Below are 17838 nucleotides of genomic sequence, written 5' to 3' on the forward strand. Positions count from 1 at the left end.
AGCCCCTGCCTATTCCGCTTTCGCGGAAGTTTCGGACGTCTAGGGGATGTGCGATAAGGTTGTTGCGGCGGTACGAGCCGCCCTGGTTGGCGCGGGCGCCGAGCACACCCCAACAATGCGCCCCCCCGTCCGCGTCGACCATGGCAAGCGCCCTGTCACCTTGACCAGCGTCCATGCGCCGGCGCGACCCCTCCAGGCATTCACTCCGGCGCCCCTGCAAACAGCACCACGCATTGCCGTCGCGTGCTTATGCGACGATCGTCGCGCGATGCTCACCCCAGTTCCACCCAGACCGGCGCATGGTCGCTGGCGCCGTCCTGCCCGCGCACGTCGCGGTCTATGCCCGCTCCCTTCAGCCGGCGCACGAGCGTCTTCGACAGCAGGATATGATCGAGCCGCAGGCCGGCGTCACGCTCCCAGCGGTTCCGGCGATAATCCCAGAAGGTGTAGAGCGTCTCCTTCGGATATTTCTTCCGTAACGCATCGGTCCAGCCTTGTTCCAGCAGCGCGGCGAAGGCAGCGCGGCTTTGCGGCTGCACCAGCGCGTTGTCGTCATAGGAGCGGGTGGCGTAGATGTCGCGCGGCTCGGGCACGATGTTGTAGTCGCCGGCCAGAACCACCGGCAGGCCGGTGTCGATGAGTTGTTCGGCATGCGCCTCCAGCCGCGCGTGCCAGGCGAGCTTGTAGGTAAATTTCGGCCCCGGCTGCGGATTGCCGTTCGGCGCATAGAGACAGGCGACAACGATGCCGTTGACCGCCGCCTCGATATAGCGGCTCTGCCGGTCGGCATCGTCGCCGGGCAACGCATCGCGGGTCAGCACCGGCTCGGCACCGCGCGCGAGTATGGCGACGCCGTTCCAGGTCGGCTCGCCCTTCCACACCGCGCCATAGCCGGCATCGGCAAGCGCGGTACGCGGAAACTGCGTGTCGCGCGCCTTCAATTCCTGCAGGCAGACGACATCGGGTTTTGCGGTGGCGAGCCACGCCAGCAGCTTGTCCAGCCGGCTGTTGATGTTGTTGATGTTGAAGCTGGCGATCTTCATCGGGGATCAGGGGGCGATCCTGCCCACCCACGCCTCCACCGTCTGCGCCAGCGTCGTCAGATGATCCGCCGTGGAGAAGCCCGAAATGCTCTTGCGCGGCTTGAGATCATGGTCGCCGTCCTCCAGCCAGATCACTTCGATCGCATCGGAAAGGCCGTAGGTCGAGACCTCGTCCCTCGTGCCGAACTCGTCGCGCGTGCCTTGAAAAATCAGCGTCGGCGTCTTCAGCCCGGCGAGATGTTTTGTCCGCAATTGCTCGGGCTTGCCAGGCGGATGGAACGGATAGCCCAGGCAGACCAGCCCCGATATCTCGCCCTTGGAAAACATCTCGTCGGCGACCATGGAGGCGACGCGCCCGCCCATCGACTTGCCGCCGATGATGAGCTTGCCCGACACGCCCTTGCCCCTGAGGTCGGCGATCGCCTTGATGTATTCCGGGTTCACCGTCTCGGCGCGCGGCGGCGGCTTGCGCTGCCCGTAGCGGCGCGCCGCCATATAGTGGAACTCGAAGCGCGCGACCTGGAAGCCCGCGGCGGCGAGTGCCTTGGCGGTGGCTGTCATGGAGGGGGAATCCATCGACGCGCCGGCACCATGCGCAAGCAGGATGGTGACGGGAGCGGTGTCGTGGCCATCGAAGAGGAAGGTGGTCATCATGTGGCACCCCGCGCGACGGCGAAGCCGCCAATCTTGCCCCACAAGGGGGGAGACCGGCTGTCGTCGCGGTCTTGGCCAACCATCGTCACCCCGCCGACTTCGCCAGCTGCATATCCACGAACTGCACGCCTCTGGCCGCCACTCCAGCCCATTCCGACGCCGCGTCGAGCTCCAGATACCGCACCCACAGCCGTCGCGCCTCAAGCAGATTGCCCGCGTCAAACTCCAGCCGCGCCAGGTTGAAGACAGGATCGGCATAATTCCTGTCGAGCCCGATCGCCTTCTGCAAATGCCTTCGCGCCGAGGCGTCGCGGCCTTGCTCGCTCATCAGGCCGGCGAGGTTGAACCAGGCCTCGACGAAGGCTGGGTCGAGCTTGATCGCCCGGGCATAATCGTGCGCGGCTTCCGCCACGCGCCCGGACCCGCGCAAACAATTGGCGCGGTTGAAGGCGGCGATGGCGTCGGTCGGATCGATGGCGAGGCAGCGCTGGTAGAGTGCGGCGGCACCGTCATGGTCGCCGCCCTCCTCCGCCGCTTCCGCCTCGGCGAACAGATCTTCCAGCGTGTCGTCGCCTTGTGCCGCAGCTCCCAGATCGAACAGCAATTGCCCGTCGAGTTCACTCTGGCCGCCTTCGAGATAGATGGCGTCGGGACGGCCATGCTGCGACCCGACATTGAGCGACTTGGCGGTGAGCGAAGCGACGGGGCCGGAGCGGTGGACGGAGCGCGCGATCGCGCCCCATGTGGCGCCGCCGGCGATCAGCCCGGCATATTTGCGTGCCAGGATCAGGTCGCGGAAGGAATAGGGCTCGCCATCATGCTCGAAGGCATCGAACAGGCTGAGCCGGTCGAGATCGGCGCCGGACAGCCTGGACTGGTCGATCAGCGATTGGCGCGACAGTGAGGGCGCCTCGGGTGCCTTTATCAGCCCGAGCAGCCGCAGGAAACCGTTCTCGCTCATGAGAATGCGCCCGGCCGCGCGCTCGGCGCCGAGCCGGCGTTCGATCTCGCTATCGCTATTTTTGGCGGGTCCGGCCTTGGTCAGCCCCGCCTTGACCAACAATGCGCGTCCGAACACGACATGCGTGGTGCGCCGGGTGACGCCGCGCCTGAGCTGGCCGTGCTGGCGCTCCACCTCGCGCGCGGCGAGCCTGAGCGGAAACGCTGCCAGCGCGCCGATCGTACCAAAGACAGCCCCCGGAACGGCCGGTGCCGTCATTTCTTGCTCTTGCCGACCGCCTTGAGCAGGTTGGCCTTGAGCGGATTTTCAGGCGCACCACCCGCTGCCGCCTTCTTGGCGGCGGGCTTGGCGGCCTCGTCGGCCTTGCTCTTCGACTTGGCCGGCGGCTTCGACTGCGACAGGCTGGCCTTCAGCGCATCCATCAGGTTGATGACATTGCCGCGTTCCGGTGCCGCCGCGATGATCGGCTTATGGCCCTTCAGCTTCTCGCGGATCATCGACATCAGCGCGACTTCGTAGCGGTCCTCGTAATTCTTCGGATCGAAGGTGGTTTCCTTCTGCTTGATCAGCGCTTCGGCAAGCTGCAGCATTTCCGGGTCAGGCTTCATGGCCGGAATGTTGCCAAAATATTCAGCCGTGCCACGCACTTCGTTCGGATTCCTCAACGTACACACGAACATGCCGTTCTCGCGCGCGCCGATCGTCACCACGCGCTCGCGGCTGGACAGCACCAGCCGGGCGATGGCGAGCTTGCCGGATTTGCGCATCGCCTCGCGCAGCACCGCGAAGGTCTCTTCCGCCATCGCCCCGTCCGGCGCCATGTAATAGGGCGCGTCCTGGTAGATGACGTCGACCTCGTCCTCGTCGACGAAGGCCTCGATGTTCATCGTGTGATTGGATTCGATGCGCACCGCGTCAAGGTCGGCATCGTCTATGATGATGTACTGCTTGTCCTCGTACTCATAGCCCTTGACCAGATCCGCGCGTTCGACGAGCCCCAGTTCAGGGTCGACCGGCTTCATGTTGATGCGGTTGTGGGTCTTCTTGTGCAGCTGGTTGAACGAGATGCGTTCGCTGGCGCTGGTGGCGGGGTATAGCCGCACCGGACAGCTGACCAGACTGAGTTTGAGGTAACCTTTCCAACTTGCCCTGGGCGCCATGATGAACTCCTACGCGGCCGCGCGCTGACAGTTACTTCGCAGCGCTTCGTCCGAAGGACGAACAAGGCTGCGCAAATCCTACACCGACCCGGCACAATAGCGGCAAATCCCTGACGAAATCTTCCCGCCGGTTTTCGGGGTCACGGGCGGAGAATAATTCAAATTTTCGGAAGCGTCGATGGCGTGCGGGACGCCGGTGATTGGCCGACCCACTTATCCCTTCGTCATCCTAGGGCGAAGCAAGGAGCGAAGCGACGCGCGCAGACCCTAGGATCCATGCCGTGACTTACAAGCGTTGCTGCAGTGAAGGAAAGCTCACCACCCTGTTCCGCGAAAGAGTTCGAACCAGTCTGGATTGGCCTTCTCGATCAGTTCAACCTTCCATAGGCGCGGCCAGCGCTTCAGTGACTTCTCGCGCTGGATCGCATCGGTAATGTCGAAATATTCCTCATACCAGACCAGCCGTTGCACGCCGTATCGGCCGGTGAAACGCAAGCCTTGGCCCGACTTGTGTTCTGGCATACGGCGACCGAGGTCATTGGTGACACCGATATAGATTGTGCCGCGCTTCTGGCTCGCGGTCATGTAGACGTATCCGGTCATCTGAACAGGTGCATTCTACAACAATGGTCGCGGCATGGATCCTAGGGTCTTCGCGACGGAGCTTCGCCCTAGGATGACGAAGTTCAGGAGCCCTGTTCGTCGAAGGGCGCCTCAAAGCCCGTTTACCTTTCCCGGGACCACCGGCAAATCCCGCGCGAACTCGTCAATGTCAGCCCACGGATCACCCGATGTCTCCAGCAACCCCGGCAGCGACGCGTAATTCAAATCCTGCGGCGCATCGATCGTCTCCAGATCGCTCCAGCTCACCGGTGTCGAGGCCGGCAGGTTGGTGCGGGCGCGCAGCGAATAGGGGGCGGCGGAGGTGTGGCCGCGCGCGTTGCGGTGATAGTCGATGAAGATGCGCCGCTTGCGGTTTTCCTTGCCCATGGTGGTGGTGAAGGTGTCTGGCGCGGTGGCCGTAAGATGCGTCGATATCGCGCTGGTCGCCTGGTGCAGCTTCTTCCAGTTCTGCTTGCCGGTCACCGGAACCGTGATGTGGATGCCGCTGCCGCCCGAAGTCTTTGCGAATGGCACCAGCCCCAGCCCCTCCAGCTCGCCCTTGATGTGGACGGCGGCCTCGACCACCTCGCGCCAGGAAATCCCTTCGCCCGGGTCGAGGTCGAAGACGATCTGGTCGGGCTTGTCGAGGCTGGTGCGATGGGTGCCCCAGGTGTGGAACTCGACGACGCCGAACTGCGCCAGCGCCAGATAGCCCTTGGCGCCCTCGACGGAGAGATAGGACTTGGTCTCGCCCTCGGAATTGATCGCCTGGAACGTCACCACCGAAGGCGGCATGCCGGTGAAGGCGTGGCGCTGGAAGAAGCAATCCTTCGGCAGGCCGGTCGGGCAGCGCACCAGCGACACCGGGCGGCCAAGGATGTGCGGCAGCATGAAGTCGCCGACCAGCGCGTAATAGACGGCGATGTCGAGCTTGGTCGGGCCGTTCCTGCCGAACAGCCGCCGCGTCGGGTTTGTCACCCAGATCGTGGCAAGGTCGGCTTCAGCGATCAGCCGCTTGCGTTTTGCCGACACCGGCGTCGACAGGCCGACGTCACGCAGACCGCGAAACACACCATGGCGCAGCGCATTGTCCGCGGTTCGGTTGGCAAAATGAATGCGCGCCGAAAACAGCGGCTTGACCCAGTGCATCTCGCGCATGATTTCGCGCGGCACGCCTTCCGGCGGCGTTGCGCCTGACGTGAGCGGCTCCAGCCGGGCCAGCAGGTCGGCCGCGGTCGCGGCATCGAAGCCGGAGCCAACCTTGCCGCGATAGTGCAGTTCGCCGTCCACCCACTCGGCCATGCCGAGCGCGGCCAGCCCCTCGGCCGCGTCCGAAGTGGTGTAGCCGGCGATGACGAAATCGCCCTTTTCGAGCGCCTTGGTCTTGGTCCAGCTCTTGGTGCGGCCGCTCTGATAGATGGCGGTGGCGCGCTTGGAAACCACGCCCTCCAGGCCGAGTTCCGTCACCTGGTCGTAGAGCCCCTGCCCCGAACCTTCGACATGGTCGGAGAACTGGATGGCGGAGTTGGCGCCAAGCCCGCCAAGCAGTTCGGCCAGCAGCGCCTTGCGCCGGATGAGCGGCACCTTCATCAGGTCCCAGCCATCGAGTTGCAGGAGATCGAAGGCGTAGAAGTGCAGCTTGCTGCCGGCGCCCTCCGCCAGCGCGTCCTGCAGCAGCGCAAAGCGGGAAATGCCCTTGGCGTCGAGCACGACGATCTCGCCGTCGATGATCGCCTCGCGGCACGGCAGCTTGGCGAACGCATGGGGAAGGTCGCCATAGCGCTTCGTCCAGTCGATGCCGCCACGGGTGATCAACCGGACCTCCCCGTTGGAGACATGCGCCATGGTGCGGTAGCCGTCGAACTTGATCTCATGCAGCCAGAGCTCGTTGGTATTGTCGGCAAGGCTTTCGCCACCCGGCGGCTTCGGCACCTGCGTGGCCAGTTGCGGCTCGATACGGCTCAGTGCCGGCGCCTTGGCCGCGCCGGGCAGGTCGCCCGGCCTCAACGATCCAGGCTTTGGCGCGGACTTCGCGGCCGGCTTCGGCGGCGCCACCAGCTCCTCGATGCGCAGGCCGGATTTCACGCTTTCCGGCCGCGCTTCGAGGATGTTCAGCGCCGTGTCGGCGGCGAGGTCGCGCTCCTTGAACAGCAGCCAGTTCTTCTTGTTCTCGTCCTCGCCGGGCTTGGGCTTCAGGCGCGTCAGCATCCAGCCGCCATTGAGCTTTTCGCCGGCCAGCCGGAACTTGAAGGCGCCGGTCCTGAGGCTCTGCTCGACATCCCCCATCGGCGCCCAGGTGCCGGCGTCCCAGACGATCATCGGCCCGCCGCCATATTCGCCCTCGGGGATGACGCCCTCGAAATCGATATATTCGAGCGGATGATCCTCGGTCTCCACGGCCAGCCTTTTGTCGGCAGGGTTGAGCGAGGGCCCGCGCGGCACCGCCCAGCTTTTCAAGACATCGCCGACTTGCAGGCGCAGATCGTAATGGTCCGCCGTCGCATGGTGCTTATGGATGACGAAGCGGTTGCCGTCGCCGGCCATCGACCCGCCGGCCGGCTCCGGCGTCTTCGAGAATTCGCGCTTGGCGCGATAGGTCTGGAGCTTGGCGGGCGGCATGTCAAAAGCCGAACCTGGCGGAAATCAACAACCGCCTCGTTCCTTCGCGCCCCCCTCTGCCCTGCCGGGCATCTCCCCCTCTAGGGAGATCGAACTTCACGGCGGCCTTCGTGAATATCGGACGTTGAAAGAATAGCGCGGCAGGCGAAATTGCCGATCTCCCCACTAGAGGGGGAGATGTCCGGCAGGACAGAGGGGGGCGCCGTAGGGCGCTACGTTTGCACCATTCGCGATTTTTCACTTGGTCTCAATCGTCAATCGCCGGCGTCAGTTCCAGCTCGGCCGGCGACAGCCCCTGCTGCAACTGGCTCAAGCGGAATTCGTCGACCCAGTAGGCCTCGCCGTCGACCAGCACGCGCGCACTGTAGGTGCCATCGGAGAAACGCTGCGCGGTAATGTAGACCTTGTGGCGATCGAGCGCCTTGCGCACCGCGGCGCGCTTGGAGTTCTGGCTGTTCACGGCAGTGGACATGCGCTTCGCCCTCGGTCGCCTGACACGGAACCCGGCCGCTCTTGGCGGCTCGGCGACTGCCTCCAAGGATGGCGGAGACGCGCGGCCCTGTCAATTTCGCGGGCGTCCTTCAGGTCTTCAACCGCCGCAAACGGCGCATCACGCCCTGTACGGCCTTGTAAAGTCCCGGCTTGGTGCGCACGAAAGCCTCGGCCCGCCTGCGGAACTCGATGACGGCATTGGCCACGCTGCCCCGCATCGTGAACCCGTGGCAGAGTTCGACCAATTCCGAGCCCTTTGCGCCCATATGTTCCTTGTAGCCCTGGTTGCCGACGGACAGGTCGAAATACCCAAAGCCCTGTTCGCGCCCCCAGCCGATTAACCTGCCCATGATTGTAAGCCCTGGTGAGACATTGGGCGCGACGCTCTGGTCCATCGCTATCAGGAGAGCGTGAACGGTCCCTTGATGAACCAGCAGATATTGAACCGCGATCAGCGCCTCGCCGACGCGCAGCCCGAAAAGCCGCACGGAACCATCCGACAGGCCCTGAATGGCCGCGCTCCGGTAGAAATCGACGATCTTCTCCTGCGTCAGCAAGTCGAAGCGACCAAGCTCGCGAAAGCGATCGAGCCGCATCCGCACCAATTCACCGAAGATACGCTCAACCTCGGCCGGCGCGTCGGCCTCGACCAGTTCCACGCTGCCAAGCCGTTCGAGGCGACGCGAGTCCTTGCCGAATTCCTTGACAAAGGATGGCCTGCAATGACGCTTGAGGACTGTTTCCGGGTCGCCGTCGATGGCGAGGCCGAAGGCGGTCTGGATGGAATCGCGCGTGTCCGGGAGCAAGGCCAGCGGATTGGCGACGCCGTGGATCTGTCGCGGAATTCCCACAATGTGGACGCGGTCCGACGGCGGCAGCGCCGAGCGGACCGCCGCCCACGCAGCCTGCGCGGATTGCCTGGTCCACGGGGTGGCATCGGCCAGCAGCGGCGCCGCGTAGTCGCAGACGCTACAGCTCAACCATTCGACCACCCAATGGTGGAACGCCCTACGCCGCATCAGCGGCACCAGCATTCTGGGTTCGCCGGTCGCGGCGTCGCCCACCTCCACGATGAGGAGTTCCGCGCTTTCCGGCAACAGCCGCGCCACGATCCCTTCTGCCCAGGCGAAATTCTGGTGGCCGGTGCACATGCCATCCGCCTGGAGGCGCAGCCAGAGCGGCCTGACCGCTTCCAGGCTGGTATGCAGTTTCGCCGTATAGGTGCCGTTCGCCGCGATCGCGGCGGGATGCCGAACCTGCCCGCCGGGCAAGTCCGTCACCGCAGCAATTTGCACTGCCTGGCCTGACACATCTCTCTCCTATCGTCTTGCCGCGGCGAACGAAACCGCCCGCCGCCACGAGCCCAGCCGGCTGTCGTGCTGCTGGTCCGGGTGTTCGATGTTCCACATTCGGTGATGCACGAAGTACCATGATGCCACGAGCACGAAGATCTCGGAGACCGCGGAACCCGCCAGCGACCAGGGCGGAGACGCGACCGCCAGCAGGATCGCGATCAACGCCAGCCCGACAATGGCGCCGCCCAAGGTGATGAACGCCACGATGCGGAAGTCACCCAGTATCTCGAGCACGATGCGGGGCATGATGTAGAGCATGATCGGGACGAAATTCGCGATCACGAAAAGCCCGATGAATCCCACCGAGGCATCCTGGAGAGCCTGGGATTTTATCATCGGCAGGACAAACATGATGGCGCATCCATAGGCCACCGCGCCGAGCCCCATGACGACAGCCCACAGCTTTGCCTGCGCCCAGACACGGCGCGTTTCGTTGCTGCGCATCAGCTTGGCCAGTTCCGGCTGCGTCATGTTCACGAAGGCGAGGCTGATGATGCGCAGCGGCGCGAACAGCACGAGCACCGCCGCCAGCGGCGCATAGGCGGCCGGTCCGGCAATGCCCGCGACCAGCAGCGCCAGGCATTGGCCCTGGATGTTGGCGGTGGTGGCGCTGAAAGCCGACCAGCAGAGCTGCGACCAGAGCTTTGCATAGCGCCGCCGCGTCGGCATGCGGAAGCTGATGCGCATCGTGCGGCGCGCCAGCCGAACCAGGACGAAGATGCCAAACAGGTTGGCCGCAGCAAGTGCATAGAACACGCTCTGCAGCGCGTCCCTGGCCAGCCAGATCGCAAGGCCGGCCATGATGGTGCCGGCGATCGTGAAGGCAGCATCGCTGATGGAGACGATCACCTGCTGGCGGCGTGCGAAGAAGGCCGTGCGCATGTGGCTGCGCAGCGACCATGCGCCGACGAAGCAGCCGGCGGCAATTCCGCTGGGATCGCCCAAAAGACGCATCACGATCGCCGTGCCGATGGCCATCAGCAACGCAACGACCAGCGCCGCCGTCCCGAAGGCCACGTCATAGGCATTGACGCCGGCGCTGTTGGTGCTCTTGCTCATCCATATCGAGGCGGGAACGGCGGTGAGCGACCTGATGTAGGACAGGCCGACGCCGCCCATCACCATGCCGATGGCGAAGAGGCCGTAGCCTTGCGCCGACAGCATGTGCAGCAGCGCGATGTTGAGGGCAAAGTGGAAGCCGCTCTGCATCGCCTCGCCGCCGATCATCAGCACGAGGCGCCGCACCAGATGGCCAGGCAGTTTCACGGCCGTGTCTCCGCCTGCCGGGCGGTTGCTGTCCGGCCCGGCTTGGCGATGGCCGCCTTCAGCTTGTCCGCGGCTATTGCCGCAATCGCCGCCGCCGCGACCGGCTCGCTGAAGACCGCCTCGTAGCGCGCCCGCCCGGCGGCGACAAAGGAGCGCCATGCCTCCGGCCGCAGGATGATTTCCTCGAGTTTGCCGGCAAGGGCGGCGGCATCGCCGGGCGGAACATGCCAGCCGGTTTCGCCGTCGGCTACCACCTCGACCAGCCCGCCGATCGCCGACACCAGCGGCGGCCGGCCATAGGCCATCGCCTCGATGGCGACACGGCCGAGCGATTCGGGACGCCGCGACGGCACGGTGACGATATCGGCCCAGCGATAATGCTCGGACGGGTCGGGGATGAAGGGCAGCACGCTGACGCGTCCGGTGAGTCCCATGCTCCCGACCAGTTCGGCGAGCGCGCGTTCGCGTTCGACGCTTTCGAAGGCCCCGCCGACCAGCCGCACCTCGATCCTCGACTTGAGTTCCGCCGGCAGCGAGGCGATCGCCTCCAAAAGCACTTCCTGGCCCTTGATCCTGTTGATGCGGCCAAGCAGCAGCACCTTGAGCGGGCGCTTGCCGTCATAGGTCGTCGCTTCGGCCGCGGCCGGGCCGGCGACGCCGTTATAGATCACATGGGAGCGCGCGGATCTGGGCTCGCCGAACGCGGCGCGGGTGGCGCGCGAGTTGAAGATGAGATCGGCATGGCTCCAGTGCATCAGGCCGACAAGGATCCTGCGCATGGCGCCTTCGGGAATTTCGTGGACGTGCAGCACGGCCTTGTGCGGCAGAAGGCGCGCGGCCAGCGCGTAGTCGGCCACGATCGAGGTGTTGACATAGGTGAGATCGCAATCCCTGAGCCGCCGCCAGGCCCTCAGCACCGCGACCGGCAGCCGCGCCATCTCGATCGTGGCAAGGCGCGCAATGGCCTGGCGCCTCAGCACCCAGAGCGGCTCGAAGACGATCCGGGTCGCATGCGGTTCGAGAATCCGTACGATCGGTCCGCCGCGCGGCAGCACCACTTCGATGTCGGCTGACGGAAACGCGGCGCGCAGCGCGGCCACGCTCTCCGCGAAGCTGCGGTCGGAACCATAGAGTTCATAGCCCTGATGGACGCATGCAATCCGCATATTCCCATGCATCTTTCTGCCAGGGGTAGTTTGATGATCCCGCCACCGGACGGATCAGGCGACTGGAAATTTCAAGCCCAACACCCCTTTGGACTTCACTTATAGCCGGCATGGTGACGAGCGGATGTGGAACCCGTATCACCATGCCAATGCTGCACGTCCTCCGCCGATGCGGCGCACAGAAGTCCACGAGCAAGGATCATGCCGGCCCTGACTTGACCGTCTGCTGGTCGCCAGGTCGCGGCATTGCCTTGTTTCGATACACATACGCCGGGATAGTTGACCGATAGTGAAACAACTCCGGCCGCTGGAAGAAATATTTTACATCCCGGGGCCATAATGGGCGGAACTGAGTCTGGCATGGATATCGCTGGACTGTGGTTTCCAGACGAGACGGCCCGCGCATTGCGGAGCGAGCGGATTTGAAAGCGCCACCAGCCATGAAACCGGAAACGCCCACCATCCTGATCCTCGGGACGCGCGGCATTCCCGCTGCCCATGGCGGCTTTGAAACATTCGCCGAGAAGGTGGCGCTGTTTCTTGCCGGGCGCGGCTGGAAGGTCGGCGTCTACTGCCAGGATGAAGTCGAGCGGGTCGACCAGAGGGTGCGCGTCGACACCTGGAAAGGCATCGAGCTCATCCATGTCCAGGTCGCCTCGAAGGGCCCGCGCGCGACGCTGGAATTCGACTGGCAATGCGTGCTCGACGCTGCCCGTCGGCCCGGTGTCTGCCTGGTGCTCGGCTATAATGGCGCGGTCTTCCTGACCTGGCTGAGGCTGATGCGGCGCAAGATCATCACCAACATGGACGGCATCGAGTGGCGCCGGCCCAAATGGGGTGTGGCGGCGCGCACATGGTTCTGGCTCAACGAGTGGATCGGCGCCTGGGCCTCGCACCGTCTGGTCGCCGACCACCCCGTGATCGCGGAACACCTGGCGACGCGCCGGCCGCGCAGCGCCATAGCCACCATCACCTATGGCGCCGACCCCGTGACATCGGCACCGGCGGCGCCGGTGCGCGCGCTCGGCCTCGAGCCCGGCAAATATCTGATCTCGATCGCGCGCATCGAGCCCGACAACAACATCCTGCCCATCGTCGAGGCCTTCTGCAGCCAGAAGCGCGACATGAAGCTGGTGGTTCTGGGCACGCTTTCGGACCAGATCCCTTATCATGTCGCCGTTCGCAAGGCGGCGAACGCCTCGGTGGTGCTGCCCGGCGCCATCTACGATCAGGCGGCGGTGAAGGCGCTGCGTTTTCACGCGCGCGCCTATTTGCATGGCCACACGGTCGGCGGCACCAACCCGTCGCTGGTCGAGGCGCTGGCCGCCGGCAATATGGTGATCGCCCACGACAACCCCTACAACCGATGGACCGCGGGTGCGGCCGCCATCTATTTCACCGACGCGCGGAGCTGCGCTGAGCGGATGCGGCAGGCGATGGAAGATGACGCCCTGGTCAGGACCTGTGGCGAGGCCGCGAGGGCCCGCGCCAACGAAGCCTTTCGCTGGGACGACGTCCTGCTTGCCTATGAAAGCGAAGCCTATCGGCTTCTGGGCGTGCCCGCCGCTGCGGCCATGCCGGTCGATCGCCCCTCGCCCGGCGCCGTATGACGGGTTGGTCGCGACGGCGGCTGCTGAGGACCGCGCTGTCGACGGCGCTGGTGCCCGGCACCGCGGCGCTTTCGACGCCCGCGCTGGCCGCCACTGGCGAATGGCGCTTTCGCCGCGGCGTCAATGCCTGGCCCTGGTTCGCGCTGACACGCGAATTTCCGGCGCCGCGCACCGATTATGACTGGCCGCCCTTCCAGTCGCAGCGGCCGGTGCCGACACCGGACGACCTTCGCCGGCTGCGTCAGACCGGGCTCGATTTCATCCGCCTGCCCGTCGATCCCGGCCCGTTCCTGGCCGCCGACGCCGCCACGCGTGCAAAATTGCTGACGATGCTGGACGATGCCGTGGCGGCCGTCATCGATGCCGGTCTGGGCATCATCGTCAACGTGCAGGCCAACGGCGCCACCCATTACTGGACTCCCGACCACATGGTCTCCAGCACCGCCGCGCCGGAATTCGAAGCCTATCGCGCGCTGGTCGGCACGCTTGCCGGCAGGCTGCAGCGGTTCGCACAGGACATGGTGGCGCTGGAACCCGTCAACGAGCCGCCGCAATCCTGCTCCTCCAATGTCTGGTCGAAGGTTCAGGCGGCCCTTTTGACGGCGGCCAGGGCATCATCCCGGACCTTGCCGCTTGTCGTCACCGGCGGCTGCGGCTCGATGGTGAGCGGGCTCGCCGCGCTCGATCCGGAACCGCTGGCGGCCTTCGAGCCGATCCTCTTCACCTTCCATTTCTACGAACCCTATCTGTTCAGCCATCAGGGCGCGCCCTGGATGCGCGAGCCCGTCTACCGCGCGCTCAACAACGTGCCATGGCCGGCCTCCGCCGGTTCGCTCGAACAAACGCTGGCCTCTGTCAGGGCGCGCATGGCTCAGGACACCAAGACCTCCGAAGCGGACAAGCAGGCCGCCTATGCCGAGACCGAACGCGTGCTGAAGGTCTATTTCGACGCCAGGCCCGACCGCTGGTTCATCGACAGATATCTGAGCCAGGCGCGCGATTGGGCCGACAGCCACGGCATCGCGCCGCAGCGCGTCATCATGGGCGAATTCGGCGCGCTGCGCACCGACGCCCGCTACGTCGCCGCCCCGAACCCCGACCGCGCCCGCTACATATCAGATGTCAGGCAGAGCGCCGAGGCATCAGGCTTTCCCTGGGCCTTCTGGGACCTCTTCGACGGCATGGGCATGATGGACGACACGACGCGGGCGCTCGACCCTGCGATGGTGGATGCGCTCGGGCTGAGGATGCCGGAGTAGAGAGAGCGCTACGCTCGCGGCGCTTGCGCTGGGCGTCGTACCCCCACCCTCACCGGCCGGTACAGCGCCAGCGCGATCACCACGAACTTGGTCATCAGCGTCGTCTTGGACGCCAGGCTTTCGGAGGTGTTGAGCAGGATCAGCCAGCCCAGCATCGTCAACCAGATGCCGGGATGGCAGCGGCGCGCCACTTCGTGCATGAACAGTGCGAAGCCCAGAAACAACAGCAGGGTGAAGAAGGCGCCCTGATAGAGGAGCAGGCGGATGATCGGGTTCTCGATGCCCTGTTCGAGGCCGTTGATGCGGCGCAGGTTTTCGATGAGATCGATATCGGGCCCGATGATCAGGTCGCGCAGTTCGAAATGCTTGAAGAGCTCGAACATTTCGACGCGGGCATTGGCGCTGCCGCTGTCCGACACGAAGCGTTCCAGCAGCGCGTCGAAGAAGCCGTAGGAGAACAGCATGGCGAGCACGACTGGCAGCAGCGAGGCGAGCATGACCGCAAGGGCGGCACCCGGCAGGCTGATGCGTCCTCGCCGCAGATAAGCGACGCCGCTGAAAAGCAGATAGATGCCGCCGAGCGCGATCGTCGTCACCATCGCCGAGCGCCCGCCGAACACGACCAGCGCCGCGCATTGCAGGCCGATCAGCCCTAGCCGCGGCGGCATGGACAGCGATCGCGAACCCGAAAGCAGCGCTAGCACGTATACCGCGGTGATCGTGGCGTTGGACAGCGGATGCCCCTGAAGCGCCGTCGAGCGCAGGTCGCTCATGAACACCACGCCGTCGAGCCGGTAGGGAAAGACCAGCGTCTTGGTGGCGAACTCAAACAGCGCCAGCAGCGCGTTCACCGTCATCACCGCGTGCACCACCGTTTGCATGCGGGCGAATATCTTTTCATCCGCCTCAGCCAGCATCATCACCAGCAGCGCCGGCGCCACGAACGTGTCGATCATGCCGGCCATGCCGGGGCGCTGCCTGATGATGACGATGACCAGCAGCATGATCGACATGACGGCCAGCAGCGCGCTCGCCGGCCGCCTGTCGGCGATGGCCAGCGTGTAGCCGACCGGGTTGCCGAACGTGCAGGCGCGCCAGGCAAACATCAGCACGAGCAGATAGGTGGAAGGGTGGATCTTGGTCGCCGGATTGCCGGTCAGCCCGTCGTAATTGTAGCCCACCAGCCACAGCATGCCGCCCGAGATGCTGAACAGCAACGCCACCACCGCAACCAGGCCATAGCCGGTCACCCAGTCGAGTGAATTGCCGGTGCGGCGCGCGGTCGCTGCATGACCCTGGCTGGCCCAGCCGGCTGCCGGAGTGGCGGACCGGGCGGCACCCCGAATGGCAGACATGTCAGGCCGCCTCGTCGACCAGCAAGGCGCCGGTCGGCAACCGCCCCATGACGGAAATGGCTTGCGAGGCCGCCGTGACATCGCGCATCGGCGTCGCGTTCAGCGTGGCGACAAGCACGATCTCGTCGACCATGGCGACCAGCGGCGAGGCGTTGAGATTGTCGGCCAGCGCGCCGCCGTCGACGATGACGAGTTCGAAATTGCGGCTCGCCTGGGCCAGCATGTGCTGCGTGTAATAGACGCCCTGCGCCTCGGAGAAGGCAGCCTTTGGCCGCCCCTTGCCGAGAACCGCGACGTTGCTGCCGGGCACGTATTGGCTCAGCGCCTCGAAGGCATATTCGCCGCGCAGCACGTCGAGCAGGCCGGGCTGCGGTTCCTTGTGGCCCTTGCCGGCATTGGTGTCGATGAACAGGACACGGCTGCCCCTGGCAGCCGCAGCGTTGGCCAGCAGGCGCGCCACCCGGCCCCGTTGCGCTGCGTCGTCCGGTGCCGACGTCAGCAGGATGGACGGCACCAGCGGCCAGTCCGGCGGACGCCGGCTGGAGGAGAACAGGCGCCTCAACGCCAGGCCGGCGACGGCGTCCATCTTCTGTCCGGCCTGCGCGGGGGCGCCGCCGAAAGGCCACCAGCGGCGGCGCGCCGATTTTGCCGGCAGCACGCCCACCACGGGCGCGTCGATCGCCGATTGCATCTGCGCGCTGGAAAGCACCGTCGGCGATGAATATTCCGCGATCAGCGCCATGCCGGTGCCGAGCCCCAGCCCGCCGAAGAACGCGCCGAATACCAGCAGCAACAGCGGCGGCCAGCTCTTCTTCAAGGCCGGCATGGCGTCGGAGATGATGCGCGCATTGGTGCTGTCGACATTCACCTGTTCGCGCGTTTCCTGCGCCCGCTGCAGGTAGGTGGCGTAGACCGAGCGCACCGCCTCGAGATCGCGCTGCAGTTCGCGCAGCTTGACCGAGGCCTGGTCGGTGTCGAGCGACTTGCTCTTCATGCCCGCGACCTTGGCCTCCAGCGCCTGCTGGTTGGCCAGTGCCCGCTCATAGTCGGTTTCGGCGGCGGCGCCGATGCGGCCGAGTTCGCGCGCGATGAGCGCGCGCGTGTCGCGCAATTGCTGCTGGGCCGCCATCATCGAGGGATGGCGCGGCCCGAGTTCCGTGCCGAGCTGCGAGACCTGGTCGACAAGCGTCGCCTCCTGTGCCCGCAGGCTCGAAATCACCGCCGATCGCATCGCTTCCGAGGTCGCGTCCGGTGCGCCGCCGGACCGGCGCAACTGGTCGACCTGCGCCTTCAGCGTCGCGGTGCGGCTCTGGGCGGCCGCTAGCTGCGTGTTGATCTCGGTCAGTTCCTGGTCGCTGACCAGATTGCCCGCGGCCATCACCATGTTGTTGGCGGACTTGTAGGCCTCGACCGCATTCTCGGCCCGCTGGACGCGCTTGCGCTGCTCTTCCAGCCGCGCGGTGATCGAGTCGGAAGCGTCCGTGGCCATCTTCGCGCGCGCCGCGGCCTGGTCGGCCAGGTAGGCCTGCGCGATGGCATTGGCGAGCTTCGCCGCCTTGTCGGCGCTCTTGGCGGTGACGATCACGTCGAGGACCAGCACCTTGTCGGCCCGCTTGACCGCCAGCCGCCGGCGCAGTGCATCGAGCGTCGTCCCCGTCTTGTCGGTTTCGCCCGTCTTGTCCGTCTCGGTCGACTCCGAGCCTAGCACGCCGCCGAGCAAACGGCTCAACAACCCACCTTGTCCGTTGAATTCCGGATCCTCGGTCAGGTTGGTCGCCGCGATAGCCCTGAGCAGCACGCCGCTCGACTGGACGACGGCAACCTGGCTTTCCACCATGGTGATGCCGCCATCGGGCGGAACCCGGCTCGGATTGACGTCGTTGGTGACCACCTGCAGGTCTTGCGGATCGACGATGATCTCCGCCATCGAGCTGTAGAGCGCCGGCGTGAACAGTCCATAGAGCAGCGCTGTAAGGGTCAGCAGTGCGGCTGTGGCGAGGATCAGGAAACGGCGGCGCACCAATATACGCTTCAGGTCACCCAGCTCGACGGACGAGGACGGATACGACGCGGCCGGAGGTGGCTCCGGCGCGTATTGCATCGCCTGCGGAGCTTGTTGTTGCGGCAACGAGAGCAGGGATGATTGCAAAGGTCGCTCCGACAACACTCCATATGCCTCAAAAGACTAAATTGCGGCTTCAGCCTAGCTATTACTCCAACTGTTAAAACACTATTAATTATGTTGGGAGCTCTTCTGATTTTTGGCATGGAGTTTGCGTAGCAAAAGCGCGGGCC

14 protein-coding genes are annotated in these 17838 nt (G+C 65.3%); 2 read left to right on the top strand and 12 right to left on the bottom strand.

The window, feature by feature from the left end:
- Window positions 1-272 precede the first annotated feature (272 nt).
- The 10 genes from xth to FJ492_RS22925 all read right to left on the bottom strand — a co-directional run bounded on the left by xth (window position 273) and on the right by FJ492_RS22925 (window position 11319).
- Window positions 273-1043, bottom strand: coding sequence for an exodeoxyribonuclease III (xth, locus tag FJ492_RS22875; RefSeq protein WP_140772402.1), 771 nt, complete (start codon window positions 1041-1043; stop codon window positions 273-275).
- A 6-nt stretch (window positions 1044-1049) separates the two neighbouring features.
- On the bottom strand, window positions 1050-1694 hold the full coding sequence (locus FJ492_RS28830; protein ID WP_181166731.1) for an alpha/beta family hydrolase: 645 nt from the start codon (window positions 1692-1694) through the stop codon (window positions 1050-1052).
- Between the two features lie 88 nt (window positions 1695-1782).
- Window positions 1783-2916, bottom strand: a complete 1134-nt coding sequence (locus FJ492_RS22885; RefSeq protein WP_140772404.1) for a tetratricopeptide repeat protein — start codon at window positions 2914-2916, stop codon at window positions 1783-1785.
- Window positions 2913-3818, bottom strand: a complete 906-nt coding sequence (locus FJ492_RS22890) for a Ku protein (protein ID WP_027144225.1) — start codon at window positions 3816-3818, stop codon at window positions 2913-2915. Before FJ492_RS22890 ends, FJ492_RS22885 begins: the two co-directional genes overlap by 4 nt.
- Window positions 3819-4133: 315 nt before the next feature.
- The gene (locus tag FJ492_RS22895) at window positions 4134-4421 is read right to left on the bottom strand and encodes a GIY-YIG nuclease family protein (protein ID WP_140772406.1); all 288 of its coding nucleotides are present in this window, start codon (window positions 4419-4421) and stop codon (window positions 4134-4136) included.
- A 111-nt stretch (window positions 4422-4532) separates the two neighbouring features.
- Window positions 4533-7040, bottom strand: coding sequence for a DNA ligase D (gene ligD, locus FJ492_RS22900; protein WP_140772408.1), 2508 nt, complete (start codon window positions 7038-7040; stop codon window positions 4533-4535).
- Window positions 7041-7287: 247 nt separating this feature from the next.
- Window positions 7288-7512, bottom strand: a complete 225-nt coding sequence (locus tag FJ492_RS22910; protein WP_027144223.1) for a hypothetical protein — start codon at window positions 7510-7512, stop codon at window positions 7288-7290.
- 109 nt (window positions 7513-7621) lie between these two features.
- Window positions 7622-8842, bottom strand: coding sequence for a GNAT family N-acetyltransferase (locus tag FJ492_RS22915; protein ID WP_140772410.1), 1221 nt, complete (start codon window positions 8840-8842; stop codon window positions 7622-7624).
- A 9-nt stretch (window positions 8843-8851) separates the two neighbouring features.
- Window positions 8852-10153, bottom strand: a complete 1302-nt coding sequence (locus FJ492_RS22920) for a hypothetical protein (RefSeq protein ID WP_181166726.1) — start codon at window positions 10151-10153, stop codon at window positions 8852-8854.
- The gene (locus FJ492_RS22925; protein WP_140752896.1) at window positions 10150-11319 is read right to left on the bottom strand and encodes a glycosyltransferase family 4 protein; all 1170 of its coding nucleotides are present in this window, start codon (window positions 11317-11319) and stop codon (window positions 10150-10152) included. The genes FJ492_RS22920 and FJ492_RS22925 overlap by 4 nt, the downstream gene beginning before the upstream one ends.
- 440 nt (window positions 11320-11759) lie before the next feature.
- On the opposite strand from FJ492_RS22925, the gene FJ492_RS22930 reads away from it, so the two are divergent.
- Together FJ492_RS22930 and FJ492_RS22935 are read left to right on the top strand one after the other, a co-directional pair.
- Window positions 11760-12929 (top strand): DUF1972 domain-containing protein, encoded by a 1170-nt coding sequence (locus FJ492_RS22930; RefSeq protein ID WP_140772412.1) that lies wholly within the window; start codon window positions 11760-11762, stop codon window positions 12927-12929.
- Window positions 12926-14188 carry a cellulase family glycosylhydrolase gene (locus FJ492_RS22935; RefSeq protein WP_140772414.1) on the top strand — a complete coding sequence of 421 codons (1263 nt, stop codon included), beginning with the start codon at window positions 12926-12928 and terminating at the stop codon, window positions 14186-14188. Before FJ492_RS22930 ends, FJ492_RS22935 begins: the two co-directional genes overlap by 4 nt.
- Before the next feature lie 8 nt (window positions 14189-14196).
- Here FJ492_RS22935 and FJ492_RS22940 read toward each other — a convergent pair whose 3' ends face one another.
- Complete coding sequence (locus tag FJ492_RS22940) at window positions 14197-15543, bottom strand: VpsF family polysaccharide biosynthesis protein (RefSeq protein WP_140772416.1); 1347 nt, start codon at window positions 15541-15543, stop codon at window positions 14197-14199.
- 1 nt (window position 15544) lies between these two features.
- Entirely contained in the window at window positions 15545-17692 is a 2148-nt protein-coding gene (locus FJ492_RS22945; RefSeq protein WP_246676093.1) for a Wzz/FepE/Etk N-terminal domain-containing protein, read from the bottom strand.
- Window positions 17693-17838: the final 146 nt, after the last annotated feature.

The organism is Mesorhizobium sp. B2-5-4, from assembly GCF_006441095.1.
Lineage (GTDB): Bacteria > Pseudomonadota > Alphaproteobacteria > Rhizobiales > Rhizobiaceae > Mesorhizobium > Mesorhizobium salmacidum.

Bases quoted from the DNA above. Each gene is read 5' to 3' on its own strand.
- ligD (WP_140772408.1), bottom strand. From the start codon at position 7,040: ATGCCGCCCGCCAAGCTCCAGACCTATCGCGCCAAGCGCGAATTCTCG.
- FJ492_RS22935 (WP_140772414.1), top strand. From the start codon at position 12,926: ATGACGGGTTGGTCGCGACGGCGGCTGCTGAGGACCGCGCTGTCGACG.
- FJ492_RS22910 (WP_027144223.1), bottom strand. From the start codon at position 7,512: ATGTCCACTGCCGTGAACAGCCAGAACTCCAAGCGCGCCGCGGTGCGC.
- FJ492_RS28830 (WP_181166731.1), bottom strand. From the start codon at position 1,694: ATGACCACCTTCCTCTTCGATGGCCACGACACCGCTCCCGTCACCATC.
- FJ492_RS22890 (WP_027144225.1), bottom strand. From the start codon at position 3,818: ATGGCGCCCAGGGCAAGTTGGAAAGGTTACCTCAAACTCAGTCTGGTC.
- FJ492_RS22925 (WP_140752896.1), bottom strand. From the start codon at position 11,319: ATGCGGATTGCATGCGTCCATCAGGGCTATGAACTCTATGGTTCCGAC.
- xth (WP_140772402.1), bottom strand. From the start codon at position 1,043: ATGAAGATCGCCAGCTTCAACATCAACAACATCAACAGCCGGCTGGAC.
- FJ492_RS22930 (WP_140772412.1), top strand. From the start codon at position 11,760: ATGAAACCGGAAACGCCCACCATCCTGATCCTCGGGACGCGCGGCATT.
- FJ492_RS22895 (WP_140772406.1), bottom strand. From the start codon at position 4,421: ATGACCGGATACGTCTACATGACCGCGAGCCAGAAGCGCGGCACAATC.
- FJ492_RS22940 (WP_140772416.1), bottom strand. From the start codon at position 15,543: ATGTCTGCCATTCGGGGTGCCGCCCGGTCCGCCACTCCGGCAGCCGGC.
- FJ492_RS22885 (WP_140772404.1), bottom strand. From the start codon at position 2,916: ATGACGGCACCGGCCGTTCCGGGGGCTGTCTTTGGTACGATCGGCGCG.